Here is a 16230-nt window from a genome sequence, read left to right as displayed (position 1 = left end):
GCAAACCATGGAGAAGAGCCGGGCGATTGACAGTCATACGATTCTATATGGGGTTTTCGGAGATCCGATTCGGCATTCCCGTTCTCCCATTATGCTGAATCGCGCTTTTCAGGAATCAGAGATTAACGCGGTTTATGCTGCTTTTCATGTTCGTCCTGAGGAGCTCGGCGATGCCGTTCGCGGGATACGGGCATTAGGCTACAGGGGAGTTAATGTAACGATTCCACATAAAGTTGAGGTCATGCAGTACCTCGACGAAATTGACGAGGGCGCCCGGGTTGTTGGCGCGGTGAATACCATCGTGAATGAAGCCGGCAAGCTTATCGGCTACAATACGGACGGTATTGGTTATGTTCGTTCTCTCAAAGAAGAAACCGGCATCGATTTGAAGGGGAAAAGCGTTCTTGTCCTTGGAGCCGGCGGAGCTGCAAGAGGGGTTGCTTATGCACTCGCCAAAGAAGGAGCAGGCTGCATTTACATCGCGAATCGGACGAAAGAGCGCGCATTAGAGCTTGCTGATACAATCAGTGCTTACACGAAGACAATCGGTCTTGGACTTGATGAGATTGCGAATGTCGTGGATGAGGCCCAGTTCGTACTGAATACGACCTCAGCGGGGATGCATCCTAACACGGAGGAGCTGCCGATGCCGGTTGAACTTCTGAGAGAGCATCATCTCGTGAGCGATTTAATCTATAATCCGCGGATTACCAGGTTTCTTCGCGAAGCTGAAGCCAAAGGAGCCCGCATTCATGGCGGACTCGGTATGTTTATTTATCAAGGGGCTTTTGCCTTTGAATATTGGACTGGTACTCCTGCGCCCGTTGCGGTGATGAGACAGGTGGTAGAACAGTCGTTAGCTGAATAAGAATGAATAGAGGGACATCCATGTTATCAGGCAAACAGAAACGTTATTTGCGCTCACTTGCGCACCATGTAGATCCGATTTTTCAAGTAGGAAAAGGCGGCGTGAACGAACATTTAATCCGTCATATTCAAGAAGCTCTAGAAGTGCGGGAATTGATCAAAATTACAGTATTGAACAACAGCGGCGAAGATCGTGATGAGGTAGGTACTGAATTGTCCGAGAAATCCGGCGCAGAGCTCGTACAGGTAATTGGCAAAATCGTCGTGCTTTACAAAGAATCGCGTGACAAGAAGAAGATTGAACTGCCGCGCTAACGAGGTGGAAGTATGCTTGTCGGAATTATGGGAGGCACCTTCGACCCGATTCATACCGGTCATTTGATCGCTGCGGAACGGGCGAGGGTGGAAGCAGGGCTTGACGAGGTGTGGCTCATGCCGGCGGGAGTACCGCCGCATAAGGTTAATGCGCCGAAGGCCACGATGCAGCAGCGCTGGGAAATGGTTTGCCTTGCTGCAGAAGGGAATCCTTTTTTTCGTCCGATTGATATCGAAATCAGCAAAGGCGGCGTATCTTATAGTATCGATACGATTGAACTGCTGCGCAAAGAATATCCCACTACTGAATTTGCTTATATTATTGGTGCAGATATGGTTCAATATTTGCCGCAGTGGCATCGCATCGATGACATCGTGCGGCATATTCGTTTTATCGGTTTAGCCAGACCTGGCTATGAACTGGATATGGCGCATATGTCGGAAAATATTCGTAACCGAGTAACGATCGTCCCGATGCCGCTTGTTGAAATATCGTCAACGGCGATACGTGAGGAACGTGGACAGAAGCGATCGGTCCGGTACCTCGTTCCAGAAGCCGTGAACGGTTACATGGAGGTGAACCGATTGTATGAAGCGTGAGGAGCTTATCGCAGCGGTGAAGGAACAGATGCCTGAGCGACGCTGGCTCCATACGCTTGGTGTCATGGAAACAAGCGTAATGCTCGCAGAACGGTTCGGCGGAGATCCTGTCAAAGCTGATCTTGCAGCTATTTTACATGATTATTGCAAGTATTGGCCTGTGCAGGAGCAAGCTAAGATTATTCGCGAGAATGGGCTGCCGCAGGATTTATTAGATTTTGACAAAGAGCTATGGCATTCGCATGCGGGGGCGTTTATTGCTAAGTCGCAATTTGGCATTCATGATGAGGAGATATTGGACGCAATCCGGTATCATACCTCAGGTCGTGAGCGAATGAGTTTGCTGGACAAAATCGTCTGCTTAGCGGATTATATGGAGCCTGGCCGTGAATTTCCCGGAGTCGAGCTCATCCGCGAAGAAGCCAAGTTCAGTTTGGAGAAGGCGTTAGTTGCCGGTTTTGACTCTACCATTCGGTTTTTAATTGAAAAAGGAAAACGAATTTATCCGCTTACCATTTTGACACGGAATGATTTGATTGAACAATTACAAATAAACAACTAACCTATGGAGGTTGATTGAATGAGTAAAAGCCCAGAGGAAATTTTAGCATTTGTCGTAGAGGCTGCTGAGGACAAAAAAGCGGCGGATGTCGTAACGCTTAATTTGCAAGGGGTCTCCCTGATTGCCGATTATTTCGTCATTTGCCATGGTAATTCGGAAACACAAGTCCAAGCGATTGCCAGCGAAGCCAGAAAGAAAGCGCATGAGTATGGCGTCACGATTAGAGGTTACGAAGGTATTGATACAGCGAGATGGGTTCTGCTTGATTTAGGAGATGTAGTTCTGCACGTTTTCCACCGCGATGACCGCGAATACTATAATATCGAAAGACTTTGGTCCGATGCCAAAGTTGTGGAGCGCGTATGAGACTGGAAGCAGGATCCCTCGTTACCCTTGAGGTAGCGAGGGAAGTTCCGCCTAATGGATTTTTCTTAAGCGATGGTTATCAGGATGTCCTGTTACCTTATGCGGAAATCGTGGGCAAAATCAAAGCCGGTGATCACGTGGAAGCTTTTTTGTTCCATGATACGCAGGACAGGCTAATGGCAACGATGAAACGTCCGCTTATCCAAATGGGTGAAGTCGGATTGCTTGAAGTTGTCGATATTCATCCGAGATTTGGCTATTTCCTTGAAATGGGGCTTGGGCGCAACCTGCTTCTTCCTTACCGTCATGTGCCGGAATTAGAGGAATTGCGGCCTCAGGTGGGGGACAAGGTGTTTGCGACGTTAGCTCACGATCGTCAAGGGCGCTTAATTGCGAAGTTGGCTCTGGAAGAGGACTTGGCTCCACTTTGTGTGCGTGCGCCTTCAAGCTGGAGCAACCGCTGGGTGAAAGCTCGCGTGTACAGACCTCTGCAAATGGGAACTTTTGTGATTTGCGAGGCTGGTGTTCTCGGTTATGGCGTAATCGGACTCATTGCCCCTACAGAACGGACACGATTATTGCGTGTAGGTGAGCTGGTTGAGGTGAGAGTCGCCTTTGTTCGCGAAGAAGATGGACGTGTGAATCTGTCAATGCGGCAGCCGAAGGAAAAAGGTCGGGATGAAGACGCAGAGAAAATTCTCAGTGTCCTTGAGGAGCGCCCTGGGAATGCTATGCCATTTTCAGATAAAACGTCTGCCGATATTATTAAGGACAGGTTTGGCCTTAGCAAAGCGGCGTTCAAGCGTGCTCTAGGCAAGTTGATGAAAGACGGACTCATCTATCAGGAGGATGATTGGACCTATTTGAAAAAAGAGGAGAATCCCAGCTGATATGAGCTATGAAGAATTTGCCTACACCTATGACCGCTTAATGAACACCATGCCCTATAAGGACTGGCTTCGTTTTGTCAAAGAAAGCTTTGATCGATTCGGCGTGAAGCCGGCGACCATCGTGGACTTAGGCTGCGGTACCGGGAATTTGACGATTCCTCTCGCAATGGAAGGCTACCAGTTGACAGGGATCGATTTGTCGGAAGACATGCTGGCTGTCGCTGATCAGAAAGCTGGAGAACAGCTTTCGCTGCTTCGCGGCGGAGCGATCCGCTGGCTGCAGCAGGATTTAAGGGAATGGGAATTAGGCGAGTCCGTTGATGTGGCGCTATCTTTCTGTGATAGTCTTAACTATTTACTAGAGGAAGAAGACATCGTTGACGCTTTTCGTCAAACCTATGAGGGTCTTAAGCCTGACGGGTTATTTCTGTTCGATGTGCATACGCCCCAGCAGCTGTTTGCTTATGCGGAAGCGCAGCCCTTTTTCTTAAACGAAGACGATGTGGCGTACATTTGGACAAGCGAGCTGGATGAGGAAAGAGTACAAATTCAGCATGATTTAACCATATTTGTAAAAGAGAGCGGCAGCAAGGAACTATTCCGGCGCATCGATGAAACACACGAGCAGCGCGCTTATGCCTTGGACTGGCTGGAGTCGATGCTGCGGGCTGCGGGCTTTCGCGAAGTGCATATGGCTGCTGACTTTACGTGGGATGAGCCAACCAAGCAGACAGAACGGGCCTTCTTCATTGCGAAGAAATAAAGGCATTAGGAGTCTCGCCGCTTGACAGTGCTGCATTATTTTACATATAATCAAAGCTAATCAGATGATCTTAAAGCTTGGAAGAGGATTAGTAGCTTGTACAGCATCTCTCAGAGAGCCGGTTAAAGGGTGGAAGCCGGTAGATGTCCGTCTAGTGAACTCGCCTTGGAGCTAGAGGGTGAATCGCCGCACGTTGTGGCGCTAGCCGGATCGTTTCACCCGCGTTAAGGGGCAGAGTGAGCACAGGCAAAGTATGCCTAGTGTTAACTAGGGTGGTACCACGGGAATCTAACCTCTCGTCCCTAGCGATATCCGCTAGCGATGAGGGGTTTTTTGGCGCTTATAGCCGTAAACAGGGAGGAAATTTCACATGACTCAGGAAACAAAAGAAACAAAGGAATTACAAGGCTACAATCCGCAAGCGATTGAGCCCAAATGGCAAGCTTACTGGGATGCTAAGAAAACATTCAAAGTGTTGGAAAACTCGGATAATCCGAAATTTTATGCGCTGGATATGTTTCCATACCCGTCTGGAGCAGGTCTGCATGTAGGACATCCAGAAGGCTACACGGCTACGGATATCGTCTCCCGTTTTAAACGCATGAGAGGCTACAACGTCCTTCACCCAATGGGCTGGGATGCTTTCGGACTTCCGGCTGAGCAATACGCATTGGATACAGGGAATGATCCTCGCGATTTTACGAAGAAAAATATCGATACATTCCGTCGTCAAATTAAATCGCTCGGGTTCTCCTATGATTGGGACCGCGAAATCTCTACGACAGATCCGGAGTATTACAAATGGACTCAATGGATCTTCATCCAGCTTTACAACAAAGGCCTTGCTTATGTAGATGAAGTTCCTGTTAACTGGTGTCCGGCACTGGGGACCGTTCTTGCCAATGAAGAGGTTATCGACGGCCTAAGTGAGCGCGGAGGCCACCCGGTTATCCGTAAACCGATGCGTCAATGGATTCTGAAAATTACAGAATACGCGGAGCGTTTGCTCGAGGATCTTGAGGAACTTGACTGGTCGGAAAGCATCAAGGATATGCAGCGCAACTGGATCGGTAAATCAACTGGAGCAGAGGTTCAATTTGCTATCGAAGGACATGAGGAGAAGAGTCTGACCGTATTTACGACTAGACCAGATACTTTGTTCGGAGCGACTTATTGCGTTCTTGCACCTGAGCATGAGCTTGTTCAGCAGATTACAACAGACGGGCAAGTGTCCGCTGTGAAGGAGTACCAAGAAAAGGCTTCCCGCAAGAGCGATCTCGAGCGTACAGATTTGGCCAAGGACAAAACAGGCGTTTTCACGGGTGCTTATGCAATAAACCCGGTAAACGGCGGGAAAGTGCCTATCTGGATTGCCGATTATGTGCTTGGCGGTTACGGGACTGGAGCCATCATGGCAGTGCCAGGGCACGATCAACGCGACTGGGAGTTTGCGAAACAGTTCGATCTGCCGATTATTGAAGTTGTGCAAGGCGGCAATGTGGAGAAAGAAGCTTACGCTGGAGATGGCGCTCATGTGAATTCCGGACCTATTGATGGCATGAACATTGAGCAAGGGATCAGTCACATGATCGCTTGGCTTGAAGAGAACGGCAAAGGTCAAGGTAAGGTCACTTACCGTTTGAGAGACTGGCTGTTCAGCCGTCAAAGATATTGGGGAGAGCCGATTCCGATTCTTCACCTGGAAGATGGTACGATGAAGCCTGTACCGGTTGACCAGCTTCCGCTTCTGCTTCCTCAAGTAGATGAAATTAAACCTTCGGGCACAGGGGAATCACCGCTGGCGAACGTATCGGAATGGGTCAATACCATCGATCCGGAAACGGGGATGAAAGCCCGCCGCGAGACGAATACGATGCCGCAATGGGCTGGCAGCTGCTGGTACTACCTGCGTTTCATCGATCCACGCAATGATAAAGAGTTCTGCTCACATGAGCTTCAACAGCAATGGCTGCCAGTCGATCTTTATATCGGCGGCGCGGAGCATGCGGTACTTCATTTGCTGTATGCCCGTTTCTGGCATAAAGTGCTTTATGATCTTGGATTTGTTCATACGAAAGAGCCGTTCCATAAGCTAGTAAACCAAGGGATGATTCTTGGTGAAAACATGGAGAAAATGAGTAAATCACGCGGCAACGTTGTAAATCCGGATGATATCGTAAGCGATCAAGGTGCGGATACACTTCGTATTTACGAAATGTTCATGGGACCACTTGAAGCTACAAAGCCTTGGAACACGACCGGGGTAGACGGGATTTACCGCTATTTGAACCGTGTGTGGAGACTCTTTGTGGATGAGAACGGTCAAGTTCAGTCCAAAATCAGCGCGGATGAAACGCTTGGCAGTGATACGTTCAAACGGACATGGCACCGTTCCGTCAAAAAAATTACTGAGGATTTCGAAGCGCTGCGGTTTAATACGGCGATTAGCCAAATGATGATTTTCGTCAATGAAGCTTATAAAACAGAACGTTTACCTCTTGAAGCGATGAAAAACTTCGTTCAGATGCTGTCCCCGCTTGCGCCGCATCTGGCCGAAGAGCTTTGGGAGAAACTGGGCGGCACCGAGTCGATTACGTATACGCCTTGGCCGACTTATGACGAAGCATGGACCGTAGACAATGAAATCGAGATCGTGGTGCAGGTTAACGGCAAAATTGTGGACCGTGTGCTGATCTCAAAAGATACCGATGAAGCTGCAATGGAGAAAATTGCTTTTGATCTCGACAAAGTCAAAGAAGCGACCGCCGGAAAGGCCGTTCGCAAATTGATTGTTGTAAAAGGGAAATTAGTTAACATCGTTGTAGGTTAATAAAGAAAAAAGACTATTGGGAAGACTGCTGCTTGATCGTTAATTGCTGCTCAGTCTTCTCAAGGTCTTCTTGATATTTGGCGTGAGTAGCGCGGATAACGCGCGAGAAAACGCCGGAAAGCTCTTCGTCCAAAATACGCAATCCTTCAGCTGTAATCCCGCCGGGAACAGAGACGCGTTTTTGCAAGGTCAGGGGGTTGAAACCGCCTGTTGTCAGCAATTTACCCGTACCCAGAGTCATCTCACTGGCAAGCAGAGTAGCTTCCTCAGGTGTGATGCCTGTTACCTCAACGGCCGCATCGATAAAGGATTGAATGAAATTAGCAAGAAAAGCAGGTCCGCAGCTGGATAGGTCCGAAGAAATACGCGTGTAGTTTTCCGAAACCCGGATTGGTGAAGAGATATGGGCAAACAAGTTTTCCAGGTACTCTTTATCCTCAGGCTGCATCCGATTGCCATGAATACAAAGCGTCGCACCACTTAATACATAGTTCGTAATGCTTGGAATAATTTTACTTATTTTGGCTGGTAAATGTGTCTCCAGCTGCGTAATCAGCACAGGGCTTGTGATGGAGACGAGAAACTGAGAGGGTAGCACGTCCTCTTTAATTTCATCAATAACCTTCTTATATTCTGATGGCTTCACGCACAGAAAAATGATATCGCTCCCCAGCACGACTTCTCTATTCGATTGGGCTACCAGAAGCCCAGGATATGTCTCCGCAAGAAGCTCTACTTTACGAATTGTTCGATTTCCCGCAATCATTTGTTCCGGATTGAAAGCCCCAGAATGAATGAACGCTTCAATCAGAATACTTCCCATACTCCCAGTACCGATGAATCCTGCTTTCATCTAGTAATCCCTCCCGAAAAAAATCAGTCACTTTCGTTAATATTTATAGAACGGGGTCAGTTTTGGATGCCATTCGGATGCTTTTTCATGTATATGCTGGCTTCTCGGCTGTTATGCTGGGGCAGCTTGTTTTTTTACCATGTGATTTTATTGTAAAACCGTTAGGAGGGAATTCGTGCCTTTTCGATTCCAAAAATTTCTGTACATTGCTGTAGGGTTCTGTTTTGTTGTTTTTGTTGTTTGGCCTTTTCTGACAGGGGGCCGCTCGCCTGTGATACAAACGGAATTCAATTCCGTGAATGCGCAAATTGAAGCTCATCTTGCTCAAAGTACGCCTTCGGACACAACAAGCCATGTTGCAGCATCCACCCCTGATGTATTAGGATCAAGTACGTCTCCCGTAACATCTTCCGGTCAACTGGATCTGAACACGGCAACGCTCAAGCAATTAAACGATTTGCCGGGGATTGGAGAAAGCAAAGCAAAGGCGATTCTGGATTACCGCATGAAAAAAGGCAGATTTAGCCGTATTGAAGAGCTAACCGAGGTCAAGGGCATTGGGGATAAAATACTGGAGAAGCTTAAGCCTTTGCTTTATGTGACTTCTTCGTAGTCCTTTCTTTTATTTTGAGAGGAAGTATGAGAGAATACTAGAAATGAAAAAAGGAATATAAAGGACACAGCGGAGGAGAGAAACTTACAATGAGCAACCGCAAAGACTGGGATACCTATTTCTTAGACATCGCTTATATGGCATCCACACGCTCCAGATGCAATCGGCGTCATGTGGGTGCTGTGCTGGTCCAAGGCAAAAAGCTGCTTGGGACTGCTTATAACGGCGCGCCCATGGGCGTTCCTGATTGCACAGAAGCGGGCTGCATGCTTGTCGAGGAAATCGAGCTGAAAGTAGTGGAGAACATTGAAGAAGTGATCCGCAAGCAGCGCTGTATCCGCACGATTCACGCAGAGCAAAACCTGCTGCTTTTTACAGACCGCGAGGATCGGGAAGGTTCAACCGTCTATGTCACCGATCAGCCTTGCTGGACCTGCGCCAATATGTTGGCAAACAGCGGTGTAATTGAGATTGTTTTCCACCGCGGCTATCCGAAGGATCATGAGAAAGTAAGCCATCTCATGGTAGACAGAGGGATCGTATTTCGCCGAATGGAAGGGTACGAGCCTCCGCCAGGAACCGTATCTGACGTTGTGAATTAAACATGCACATACATGTGAAATCAATAGAATCAGCAAAGAGGAGGAACCTCTTTCCAGTGAGCAGCCTATTTAAGGCTCTACAGGGGAGAGGTTTTTTGCTGTATAGGGGGATTCAAGATTCAAATTCAAATGAAACGACCAGTTGTTATAGGATGCTGTCTGTGGATAACTGGCTATGTACTCGCGCTCTATAGCGATCTGCCGTGGCTCACTTTGACAACGAGCGTGCTGCTGCTTGCAGCGATCTTTGTTATCCTGCTGCTGCGGCTGCCCGGCAGACAGCCGCTGTGCGCCCTTCTGCTGGTCGGCGTAGCCTGCGGCTACTTCGAATGGACCGACCAGCGCAACGTCACAGCCCTGCTGCTGCCACCGCAGCAGCAGGAAAACCCGGACGGCATCGAAGTCACGATGCTCGGCCGGTTCAGTTCCCCTGTCACCATCGACGGTGACAGGGCCAGCTTCACCATGGAAGCGGCATCCGTCCGCTTCCAAGACCACGCTTTCCCGCTTGGCGGGGAAAGCGTACAGGTCTCGCTGCGCTTGCTTGCGCAGGCGCAGCAGGAGGTGGCGTCGGCCTGGCGCCGAGGCGACGCCGTCACACTCTCGGGGACGCTGCGCAGCCCGTCCCCGGCGCGCAACTTCGGCGGCTTCGACTACCGCCGGTATTTGCGCCTTCACCACACCCATTGGCTGCTGTCAGCCAAAGGGGTGGATCAGGCGCAGGTTGAGCCTGCGGCTGCGCGCTTCGGCGTCGTTCAGCTGCTGCGCTGGAACGACGAGCTGCGGGGCGGCCTCAGCAGGCGCATGGACCTGATCTTCCCCGCGCCGCAGGCGGGGTTTATGAAAAGCATGCTGATCGGGATAACCGACGATCTCGATCCGGAGCGTTTCCAGCAATTTTCGGAGCTGGGACTGACGCACATTTTAGCCATCTCGGGCCTTAATGTTGCTGTTTTTCTGGGCGTTTGTTTCTGGAGCCTGCGCCGGCTAAAGCTGACCAAGGAAACGGCTATGCGCGTTTGTTTTTGGCTGCTGCCATTCTATATTTTACTAACGGGGGCCTCACCCTCCATTGTTAGGGCTGGACTGATGGCTATGGTCGCACTTTACGCAGCTAGGAGAGGGTTAACGAAGGATGTTTTGCATAGTATGGCAATCGTCGCCTGGATAATGCTTCTCTGGAATCCTTATTTCCTGCTGGACGTAAGCTTTCAGCTTTCCTTTTTAGTTACACTTGGGCTTATTCTTGGTGTGCAGTCCGTGAATGGTTTGCTTGAAGCTTGGATTAGCTCTCCCCTGTTAAGAAACACCGCTTCGATTACACTCGTTTCTCAATTTGTCTCCTTTCCGGTTTCGATTTACTATTTCAATCAGTTTTCATTGCTTTCGTGGTTGGCTAATGCCATTTTGGTTCCAGTCATCAGCCTGGCTGTGTTTCCCGCGGGACTTGCGGCTGTCTTTGCCGGACTACTCTACCTACCGGCAGGCAGAGGGCTTGGTTGGCTCATTTCATTGTTAAATGAAGGCATCTTTTGGACGACAGACAAGCTGCAGCAACTGCATCAATTTAAATTGATCTGGCCGTCACCGAGTTTTGCGTGGATCGCTTTTTATTATTTGGTCCTTGTTGGCATATATGGGCTGTGGCAGCGTTTGTCTCGAGGCAGGATAGATGAGCATCCGATTAGGTTAGAGCGCGTACAAGACAGATGGACCCTGAATCTGCCGATGTGGCTAAGCCTGGCTCTCGGAGTCTTCCTTTTACTTCTGTGGATGGGGTATTCTCCTGAACGTTTCGAGAGGACCGGTCTCGTTCAATTTATTGATGTGGGGCAGGGCGATGCTATCCTAATCCGTACACCCTACGGGCGCAATCTCCTTATCGATGGTGGCGGGACAATTACATTCAGGAAGGCGGGAGAAACATGGAAAGAACGCAAAGACCCTTATGAAATAGGGCGAAAAATGCTCGTACCGCTACTTAAGAAGCGGGGTATTCATCAGTTGGATTTGCTCGTGCTCTCTCATGAAGATACGGATCATAGCGGAGGTCTGCAAGCTGTGATTGAGCAAATTCCCGTAAAACAGTTTTTGTTCAACGGTACTTATAACCCGAATGCAGGAATTGAGAAGCTATTCCGTACAGCCATCAACCGACAAATCCCGCTGCTCGCTGGGGAACGAAGCGATTGGATCCAATTGGATGCTGCGACTAGACTGCGTGTGCTATATCCTTTTGAAGAAACTGTGCGAGATGCAGAGATTGTTCAAGAGCAAAATGAGTATTCCATCGTACTGCTTCTTGAGATGCTGGGAACGAAGTGGCTTTTCACGGGAGATATAGGGAAAGAATCGGAGTTGGCGCTCTTGGAACGCATGAAGGACATAGCGGCGGAATGTGAGCCGCAGCCCTGTGAAGATGCTTCGCATCGCCTTGATGTTTTAAAAATTGCTCACCATGGCAGCAAATACTCTACTTCACAGGAATGGCTGGACTATTGGCAGCCCCGAACGGCTGTGATTTCAGTAGGAGAGGGTAATCTTTACGGACATCCCGCGGCAGATGTTGTAGAACGATTAAGGATGAGCGGCGCGCAGATTTTACGAACCGACCAGATGGGGGAAGTGCAGCTGGAGGTCCGCAAGGAGGGCATCTTTTCGCGTGTGAAAATCCACTAGGGTTGGCTCTGTGGAGGCGTTGGTCGCTCTTTCTCTTTCTCTTTCTCTTTCTCTTTCTCTTTTTCATTCAACTGCTTCCAAGGCGGATCTCCATTCATGTGAAGGAGTTGATTGATCCAATAGGTGCCAAGAGGGACGATAAAAGAAAGGACCGTGCACAGCAGGACCAAGCCTGGGGGCATAAAGCCTACAAAAGATGACCACATAAGCTCTACTCCTTTGTTGATTCGAAAATGTTGCCGACACGCCGTACAATGACTTCGACTTGTACATCAATGCCCGCCTGAGAAAATAGATTGGCGCAGGCTTCCCAATTGGCCGCAAGAGGCTTCCACATCTTATTATGATTTTGGAAAAGATAGGCACCGAGTCCTAAGGCATCTTTTTTATAGGTTTGCTGAAGCTTTTTAATGACTTTATGGGTCGTTGAGGAAATCGTGTCTTCCAGGCTTTTCTCTAGTGCATCCACGATTTTCCCTTCGGAAGGATCGATGTTGGTAATGGACTTATCCAATGTGCCTTCAACAATGATTTTAATCGTGAAATTCACATGCTCGGGACTAGTCTGTTGTACATAAATCTTACGATTCGACCGTTCGACTTTTAAGCCGACGATTTGACCATCTACTTTGGATTCAACGATTCCTCCCTTAATTCGTTTGGTAATAAAGTTTAACCCTTGCGTTTCCTCACCATTCAGGAAGCCTAGTAACTGTTTGGTTTTTCCGTCAATTATGGCGCTGCCGTTAAGTGTCACGCCCCCATCCTCTTTTTTTATTGTCTGAATGACAAAGCTTTCATGTTTAATTAAAAATTCATGTACATCGCCAATTCGTGATTCTGACAGCATGTAATTGGTTTTCTGATTATTTTTGGCAATCGATGATATGTAGTCAACAGGCGTCGATTCATTGTTTGGGAATATGCCTAATATATCCGAAGCTTTCCCATCGGCGATCAAAATTTGGACGCTTCTTCGCATTTCGCTGTTCCGCAAGTAATAATCAAGGATATCTGGGAGACTCGCTTCGTGCTTAGCGGCATCCCCTGAAATGATGATCATTCTCAAATGTTCGAAATAAGGAGAACGGCTTGTTCGGCTAGATATTCTGGCAGCTATTGAAGGCATCGAGTGTTCCGTCGTTGATATATTGAAATAAGCTTGTCCGGCATGAGGATTATTATTAGTGCTCGAACTGTTAGCGCTGCTTAATTTCAAGCCTCCGGGCACAACCATTTGATAAGTGCCCTTGTATGTACTTTTCGACTCACCCTCCGGTTTATCAATGGCGACTCCGACAACGAAGCCGCGCTGGTTAATTTCAACCCGATCCCAGCAGCCTGTCAGGAGAGTTAACGTGCAACTGAAACAAATCGCACATAAAATCCTTCTAGGAAACATCGCTTTTCACTCCTCGAAGCTTGGCGACAATATGAATAACAATTGGCATCATAATGCTTACTACAATACCGAAATAACTGATAAAGGAGCTCATCTTATCGAAATCAGATAAATTTTTAGGATACATACACATTAAATAAATGACTGGACTTAGCACGAAAACCCATGTTTTATGCTTGGGTTTAGTGAACAAGAAGCTAAGCGCATAGATTGTACAATCATAAGCCATCACGGTTGTTGTAAAGACAGCCATAATCCAAATCGTAAAGAAGATCGATTCGAATCGTTCGAAAAATTCGCCTGGGATCGTCATTTCCTTGGCAAGTTCAACGGCAGGATACGTAATTTCCGGCAGTGCCATTTGAGAAAAAACGCCAACGCAGACCAGGTAAATGCACGTATAAATGATGACAGGGATTAAGACACCGATCATAACTGCTTTTGGGGCTTCCTTGGGGCGATTCATCATCGTGATATAAAATAAAACGACTTCGAATCCCAGGAGTGAGAATGCGGTAGTTTTCATTGCCGAGGCTAACGATTTCCAATCCGTAGTGAAAAATGGTTTAAAATCTTTGATGTCAACCATACCAAGACTAAACAAAAGGACAGCCGCCGTGATAATGAGCACAATGGGTATAAATAGGATGTTTAAACGGATTAGGCCTACACGGCTGCCGGAAACAGCATACACGTTAACCATTAAGAATGAGAAAGCAATGACTTCAACTGGCGTCGTTTCAAATAAATACTGCTTAGCAATATTGGCAATCGCCCTAATTTCATAAGCACAGAAGGAGAGAAAGTAAAGAGAAAGGGAGAAGACGGCAATAAAGGCTATCGGTTTCGTGACTGCTGCGGCAGCATAGGCGTAATATCCTTGCGTACTGAAATGTGTTGCTATTTTGGCAAGCAGCCATGCAACTCCAATGGCTAGTATGCCAGCGGCAAGCATGGACATCCAACCGTCTGAGCCCTGTACCTCTTTCGCAAGCTCCCGCGGCAGCATGAGGATTCCGACGCCTATAATCATGGACGAAACCGTTATGGTCATATCCAAATTGCTGATTTCTTTATCTCCGTATTCAAACGATTTCATTGTTTATTTCTCCTTACTTTCATTCTGTCCTCATTTCTAGTTTGCAGCATTTGCGGTCGTTTTTTCAAAAAATGAAGAGGGGCCCGCAGCACGAGATCTTTCCAATCCTGAATAAACAACGGTGCAAAAGGTGTAGAGTACGGGACCCCGAAACTTTTTAGATTCACGATATGGATGTTGATCATGATATAGGCCAGAATGATCCCATAAAGTCCAAGGAAAGCAGCAAACAACATAATACCAAACCGCATGACGCGCAGAGAGATAGAAAAGGAATAAGACGGCAGTGAAAAGGATGAGATGGCTGTGACGGCAACGACGATAACCATTACAGGACTCACCATGCCGGCAGCCACCGCGGATTCTCCAATTACCAAGCCCCCGACAATCCCAATCGTCTGACCGATAGGCTTGGGCAAACGAAGTCCTGCTTCTCTAAGCAGTTCCAACGTGAACTCCATCACGAATGCTTCGATAACTGCTGGGAACGGTACGCCTTCCCGCGCCCCTGCGATGGAAAAAGCGAGTTTGGAGGGGATCATGCCATGATGAAATTCCAGCAAAGCGATATAGAGTGCAGGTAGGAACGTGGCGATAAAGGCTGATATTAATCGAAGAACCCGGGTCAGCGTAGAGATTAGCCAGTTTTGATAGTAGTCCTCTGGCGAATGCAAGCTTGTAGAAAAAGTAATCGGCAAAATAAGCGCAAAAGGGTCGCCGTCTACTAATAGAGCAACACGGCCTTGGAGCAGAGCGCCTGACACTTTATCGGGCCGTTCCGTATTTAAAATGACAGGGAATGGACTAAGGAAACTATCTGCGATCCACTGCTCCAAGTACCCAGACCCTTCGATATCATCTATGTCTATGCTCTTGATGCGCCGGTCAACTTCTTTAACAAGATCAGGATGCACAATATCGGCTATATAAGCCAGAATGACTTTCCGTTTCGCTCTGCGTCCGATTTGATAAGTGTCAAACACAAGATTTGTTTCTTTGATCCGTCTTCTAAGCATCGCGGTGTTCGTACGCAAATCTTCAGTAAAACCTATACGCGGCCCCCGGATAATAGACTCCGTTTGCGGCTCTTCAACGGCACGGCTTTTCCAACCGTTGCTGGAAACGATGACGTACTGTGAGAGATTGTCCAGTAAAATCAGTGTGTCACCGGACAGAATCGCCATTAAAGCGTCATCCAGCAAATTGTCGAAGGCCAATTCGTGCGCAGTCAAGACTTGATCTGCCAAAATTTTCAATACATCCATAGGAGAATCAGCAGGTTGATCAAAGAAGTGGAGCATTGGATTTATGATTTGATCATTAATTAGTGTTGTATCGACCAGTCCGTCAATGCTTACGATCGCGCACCGATGCTGCTCCAGGCCGACTGTGAACCGTCTGATGATTAAGTCACTTGGGTGATGAAGAAGCGTCTGTATGGTATTCAGGTTTTCTTGCAAGGATGGCAGCATGATTTTATTCTGCTCAGAAGTCGTTGTGTTTTCCCGGTTGTTAGTCGCCTTGCTGCCATACAAACGTCTTCTTCCGAATAATTGTTTGAACACGATAAGCCCTCCGCTTATGAATAGCTTCTCTGTAATATTTACCACTTTAGTTAGAATTAAACGGTTTTAGATAAGGTACTACGCAAACATAGTACTATCCGAACTTGTAAAAAGGCTTAGAATGAAGAGTAATTTGACCGAAATAAGAAAGGGGATGAACGGATTCATCCAATTATGGATTAAACTATTCCGGTTCTTTTGCGTCTAAGAAGTGTATTTATTCA

The 16230-nt window shown here is 47.7% G+C and carries 16 protein-coding genes and 1 other annotated feature; of the genes, 11 read left to right on the top strand and 5 right to left on the bottom strand.

Annotated features, from left to right (window positions below):
• The first annotated feature begins 7 nt into the window (after positions 1-7).
• The 8 genes from aroE (at position 8) to leuS (ending at position 7193) form a co-directional block, all read left to right on the top strand.
• On the top strand, positions 8-868 hold the full coding sequence (gene aroE / locus J2Z65_RS03535) for a shikimate dehydrogenase (protein WP_167063423.1): 861 nt from the start codon (positions 8-10) through the stop codon (positions 866-868).
• Positions 869-888: 20 nt separating this feature from the next.
• Complete coding sequence (gene yhbY, locus J2Z65_RS03530; protein WP_167063426.1) at positions 889-1182, top strand: ribosome assembly RNA-binding protein YhbY; 294 nt, start codon at positions 889-891, stop codon at positions 1180-1182.
• 12 nt (positions 1183-1194) lie between these two features.
• Positions 1195-1782, top strand: coding sequence for a nicotinate-nucleotide adenylyltransferase (locus J2Z65_RS03525; RefSeq protein ID WP_167063429.1), 588 nt, complete (start codon positions 1195-1197; stop codon positions 1780-1782).
• Positions 1772-2344, top strand: coding sequence for a bis(5'-nucleosyl)-tetraphosphatase (symmetrical) YqeK (gene yqeK, locus J2Z65_RS03520; protein ID WP_167063432.1), 573 nt, complete (start codon positions 1772-1774; stop codon positions 2342-2344). The genes J2Z65_RS03525 and yqeK overlap by 11 nt, the downstream gene beginning before the upstream one ends.
• 18 nt (positions 2345-2362) lie before the next feature.
• Complete coding sequence (gene rsfS / locus J2Z65_RS03515; protein ID WP_167063435.1) at positions 2363-2710, top strand: ribosome silencing factor; 348 nt, start codon at positions 2363-2365, stop codon at positions 2708-2710.
• Complete coding sequence (locus J2Z65_RS03510) at positions 2707-3600, top strand: CvfB family protein (protein ID WP_209855725.1); 894 nt, start codon at positions 2707-2709, stop codon at positions 3598-3600. Before rsfS ends, J2Z65_RS03510 begins: the two co-directional genes overlap by 4 nt.
• Position 3601: 1 nt before the next feature.
• Complete coding sequence (locus tag J2Z65_RS03505) at positions 3602-4363, top strand: class I SAM-dependent DNA methyltransferase (RefSeq protein WP_167063438.1); 762 nt, start codon at positions 3602-3604, stop codon at positions 4361-4363.
• Between the two features lie 69 nt (positions 4364-4432).
• Positions 4433-4670: a binding site (T-box leader), on the top strand.
• A gap of 63 nt (positions 4671-4733) precedes the next feature.
• Positions 4734-7193, top strand: a complete 2460-nt coding sequence (leuS, locus tag J2Z65_RS03500) for a leucine--tRNA ligase (RefSeq protein ID WP_167063441.1) — start codon at positions 4734-4736, stop codon at positions 7191-7193.
• Positions 7194-7206: 13 nt separating this feature from the next.
• On the opposite strand, the gene comER is transcribed toward leuS, so the two are convergent.
• Positions 7207-8046 (bottom strand): late competence protein ComER, encoded by an 840-nt coding sequence (gene comER, locus J2Z65_RS03495; protein ID WP_167063445.1) that lies wholly within the window; start codon positions 8044-8046, stop codon positions 7207-7209.
• A 175-nt stretch (positions 8047-8221) separates the two neighbouring features.
• On the opposite strand from comER, the gene J2Z65_RS35840 reads away from it, so the two are divergent.
• The 3 genes from J2Z65_RS35840 to J2Z65_RS03480 all read left to right on the top strand — a co-directional run bounded on the left by J2Z65_RS35840 (position 8222) and on the right by J2Z65_RS03480 (position 11940).
• Positions 8222-8659, top strand: coding sequence for a helix-hairpin-helix domain-containing protein (locus tag J2Z65_RS35840; RefSeq protein WP_167063448.1), 438 nt, complete (start codon positions 8222-8224; stop codon positions 8657-8659).
• Between the two features lie 89 nt (positions 8660-8748).
• Positions 8749-9261, top strand: a complete 513-nt coding sequence (locus tag J2Z65_RS03485; protein WP_167063451.1) for a deoxycytidylate deaminase — start codon at positions 8749-8751, stop codon at positions 9259-9261.
• A gap of 129 nt (positions 9262-9390) precedes the next feature.
• Positions 9391-11940: a DNA internalization-related competence protein ComEC/Rec2 gene (locus J2Z65_RS03480; protein WP_167063453.1), complete on the top strand. Its 2550-nt coding sequence runs from the start codon at positions 9391-9393 to the stop codon at positions 11938-11940.
• On the opposite strand, the gene J2Z65_RS03475 is transcribed toward J2Z65_RS03480, so the two are convergent.
• Genes J2Z65_RS03475 through J2Z65_RS03460 form a run of 4 tightly spaced genes read right to left on the bottom strand, consistent with a single transcriptional unit; the run spans position 11937 to position 15913 of the window.
• The gene (locus J2Z65_RS03475) at positions 11937-12146 is read right to left on the bottom strand and encodes a hypothetical protein (protein ID WP_167063455.1); all 210 of its coding nucleotides are present in this window, start codon (positions 12144-12146) and stop codon (positions 11937-11939) included. The two genes, J2Z65_RS03480 and J2Z65_RS03475, sit on opposite strands and share 4 nt — an antisense overlap.
• 5 nt (positions 12147-12151) lie before the next feature.
• On the bottom strand, positions 12152-13342 hold the full coding sequence (locus tag J2Z65_RS03470) for a Ger(x)C family spore germination protein (protein WP_167063458.1): 1191 nt from the start codon (positions 13340-13342) through the stop codon (positions 12152-12154).
• Positions 13332-14441 carry a GerAB/ArcD/ProY family transporter gene (locus J2Z65_RS03465; protein ID WP_167063459.1) on the bottom strand — a complete coding sequence of 370 codons (1110 nt, stop codon included), beginning with the start codon at positions 14439-14441 and terminating at the stop codon, positions 13332-13334. The genes J2Z65_RS03470 and J2Z65_RS03465 overlap by 11 nt, the downstream gene beginning before the upstream one ends.
• On the bottom strand, positions 14438-15913 hold the full coding sequence (locus J2Z65_RS03460; RefSeq protein WP_167064303.1) for a spore germination protein: 1476 nt from the start codon (positions 15911-15913) through the stop codon (positions 14438-14440). Before J2Z65_RS03460 ends, J2Z65_RS03465 begins: the two co-directional genes overlap by 4 nt.
• Between the last annotated feature and the right edge of the window lie 317 nt (positions 15914-16230).

It is taken from the genome of Paenibacillus aceris (assembly GCF_017874035.1).
GTDB classification, from domain to species: Bacteria; Bacillota; Bacilli; order Paenibacillales; family NBRC-103111; genus Paenibacillus_E; species Paenibacillus_E aceris.
Note: the sequence above shows the minus strand (reverse complement) of the source record. Positions and strands in the feature narration are given on the sequence as shown.

What these genes read in the sequence shown, in the direction of transcription:
- comER (WP_167063445.1), bottom strand. Translation starts at nt 8,046, where the DNA reads ATGAAAGCAGGATTCATCGGTACTGGGAGTATGGGAAGTATTCTGATT.
- J2Z65_RS03475 (WP_167063455.1), bottom strand. Translation starts at nt 12,146, where the DNA reads ATGTGGTCATCTTTTGTAGGCTTTATGCCCCCAGGCTTGGTCCTGCTG.
- J2Z65_RS03460 (WP_167064303.1), bottom strand. Translation starts at nt 15,913, where the DNA reads ATGCTGCCATCCTTGCAAGAAAACCTGAATACCATACAGACGCTTCTT.
- J2Z65_RS03510 (WP_209855725.1), top strand. Translation starts at nt 2,707, where the DNA reads ATGAGACTGGAAGCAGGATCCCTCGTTACCCTTGAGGTAGCGAGGGAA.
- yqeK (WP_167063432.1), top strand. Translation starts at nt 1,772, where the DNA reads ATGAAGCGTGAGGAGCTTATCGCAGCGGTGAAGGAACAGATGCCTGAG.
- J2Z65_RS03480 (WP_167063453.1), top strand. Translation starts at nt 9,391, where the DNA reads ATGAAACGACCAGTTGTTATAGGATGCTGTCTGTGGATAACTGGCTAT.
- J2Z65_RS03505 (WP_167063438.1), top strand. Translation starts at nt 3,602, where the DNA reads ATGAGCTATGAAGAATTTGCCTACACCTATGACCGCTTAATGAACACC.
- J2Z65_RS03465 (WP_167063459.1), bottom strand. Translation starts at nt 14,441, where the DNA reads ATGAAATCGTTTGAATACGGAGATAAAGAAATCAGCAATTTGGATATG.
- J2Z65_RS03485 (WP_167063451.1), top strand. Translation starts at nt 8,749, where the DNA reads ATGAGCAACCGCAAAGACTGGGATACCTATTTCTTAGACATCGCTTAT.
- rsfS (WP_167063435.1), top strand. Translation starts at nt 2,363, where the DNA reads ATGAGTAAAAGCCCAGAGGAAATTTTAGCATTTGTCGTAGAGGCTGCT.
- J2Z65_RS03470 (WP_167063458.1), bottom strand. Translation starts at nt 13,342, where the DNA reads ATGTTTCCTAGAAGGATTTTATGTGCGATTTGTTTCAGTTGCACGTTA.
- yhbY (WP_167063426.1), top strand. Translation starts at nt 889, where the DNA reads ATGTTATCAGGCAAACAGAAACGTTATTTGCGCTCACTTGCGCACCAT.
- aroE (WP_167063423.1), top strand. Translation starts at nt 8, where the DNA reads ATGGAGAAGAGCCGGGCGATTGACAGTCATACGATTCTATATGGGGTT.
- J2Z65_RS03525 (WP_167063429.1), top strand. Translation starts at nt 1,195, where the DNA reads ATGCTTGTCGGAATTATGGGAGGCACCTTCGACCCGATTCATACCGGT.
- leuS (WP_167063441.1), top strand. Translation starts at nt 4,734, where the DNA reads ATGACTCAGGAAACAAAAGAAACAAAGGAATTACAAGGCTACAATCCG.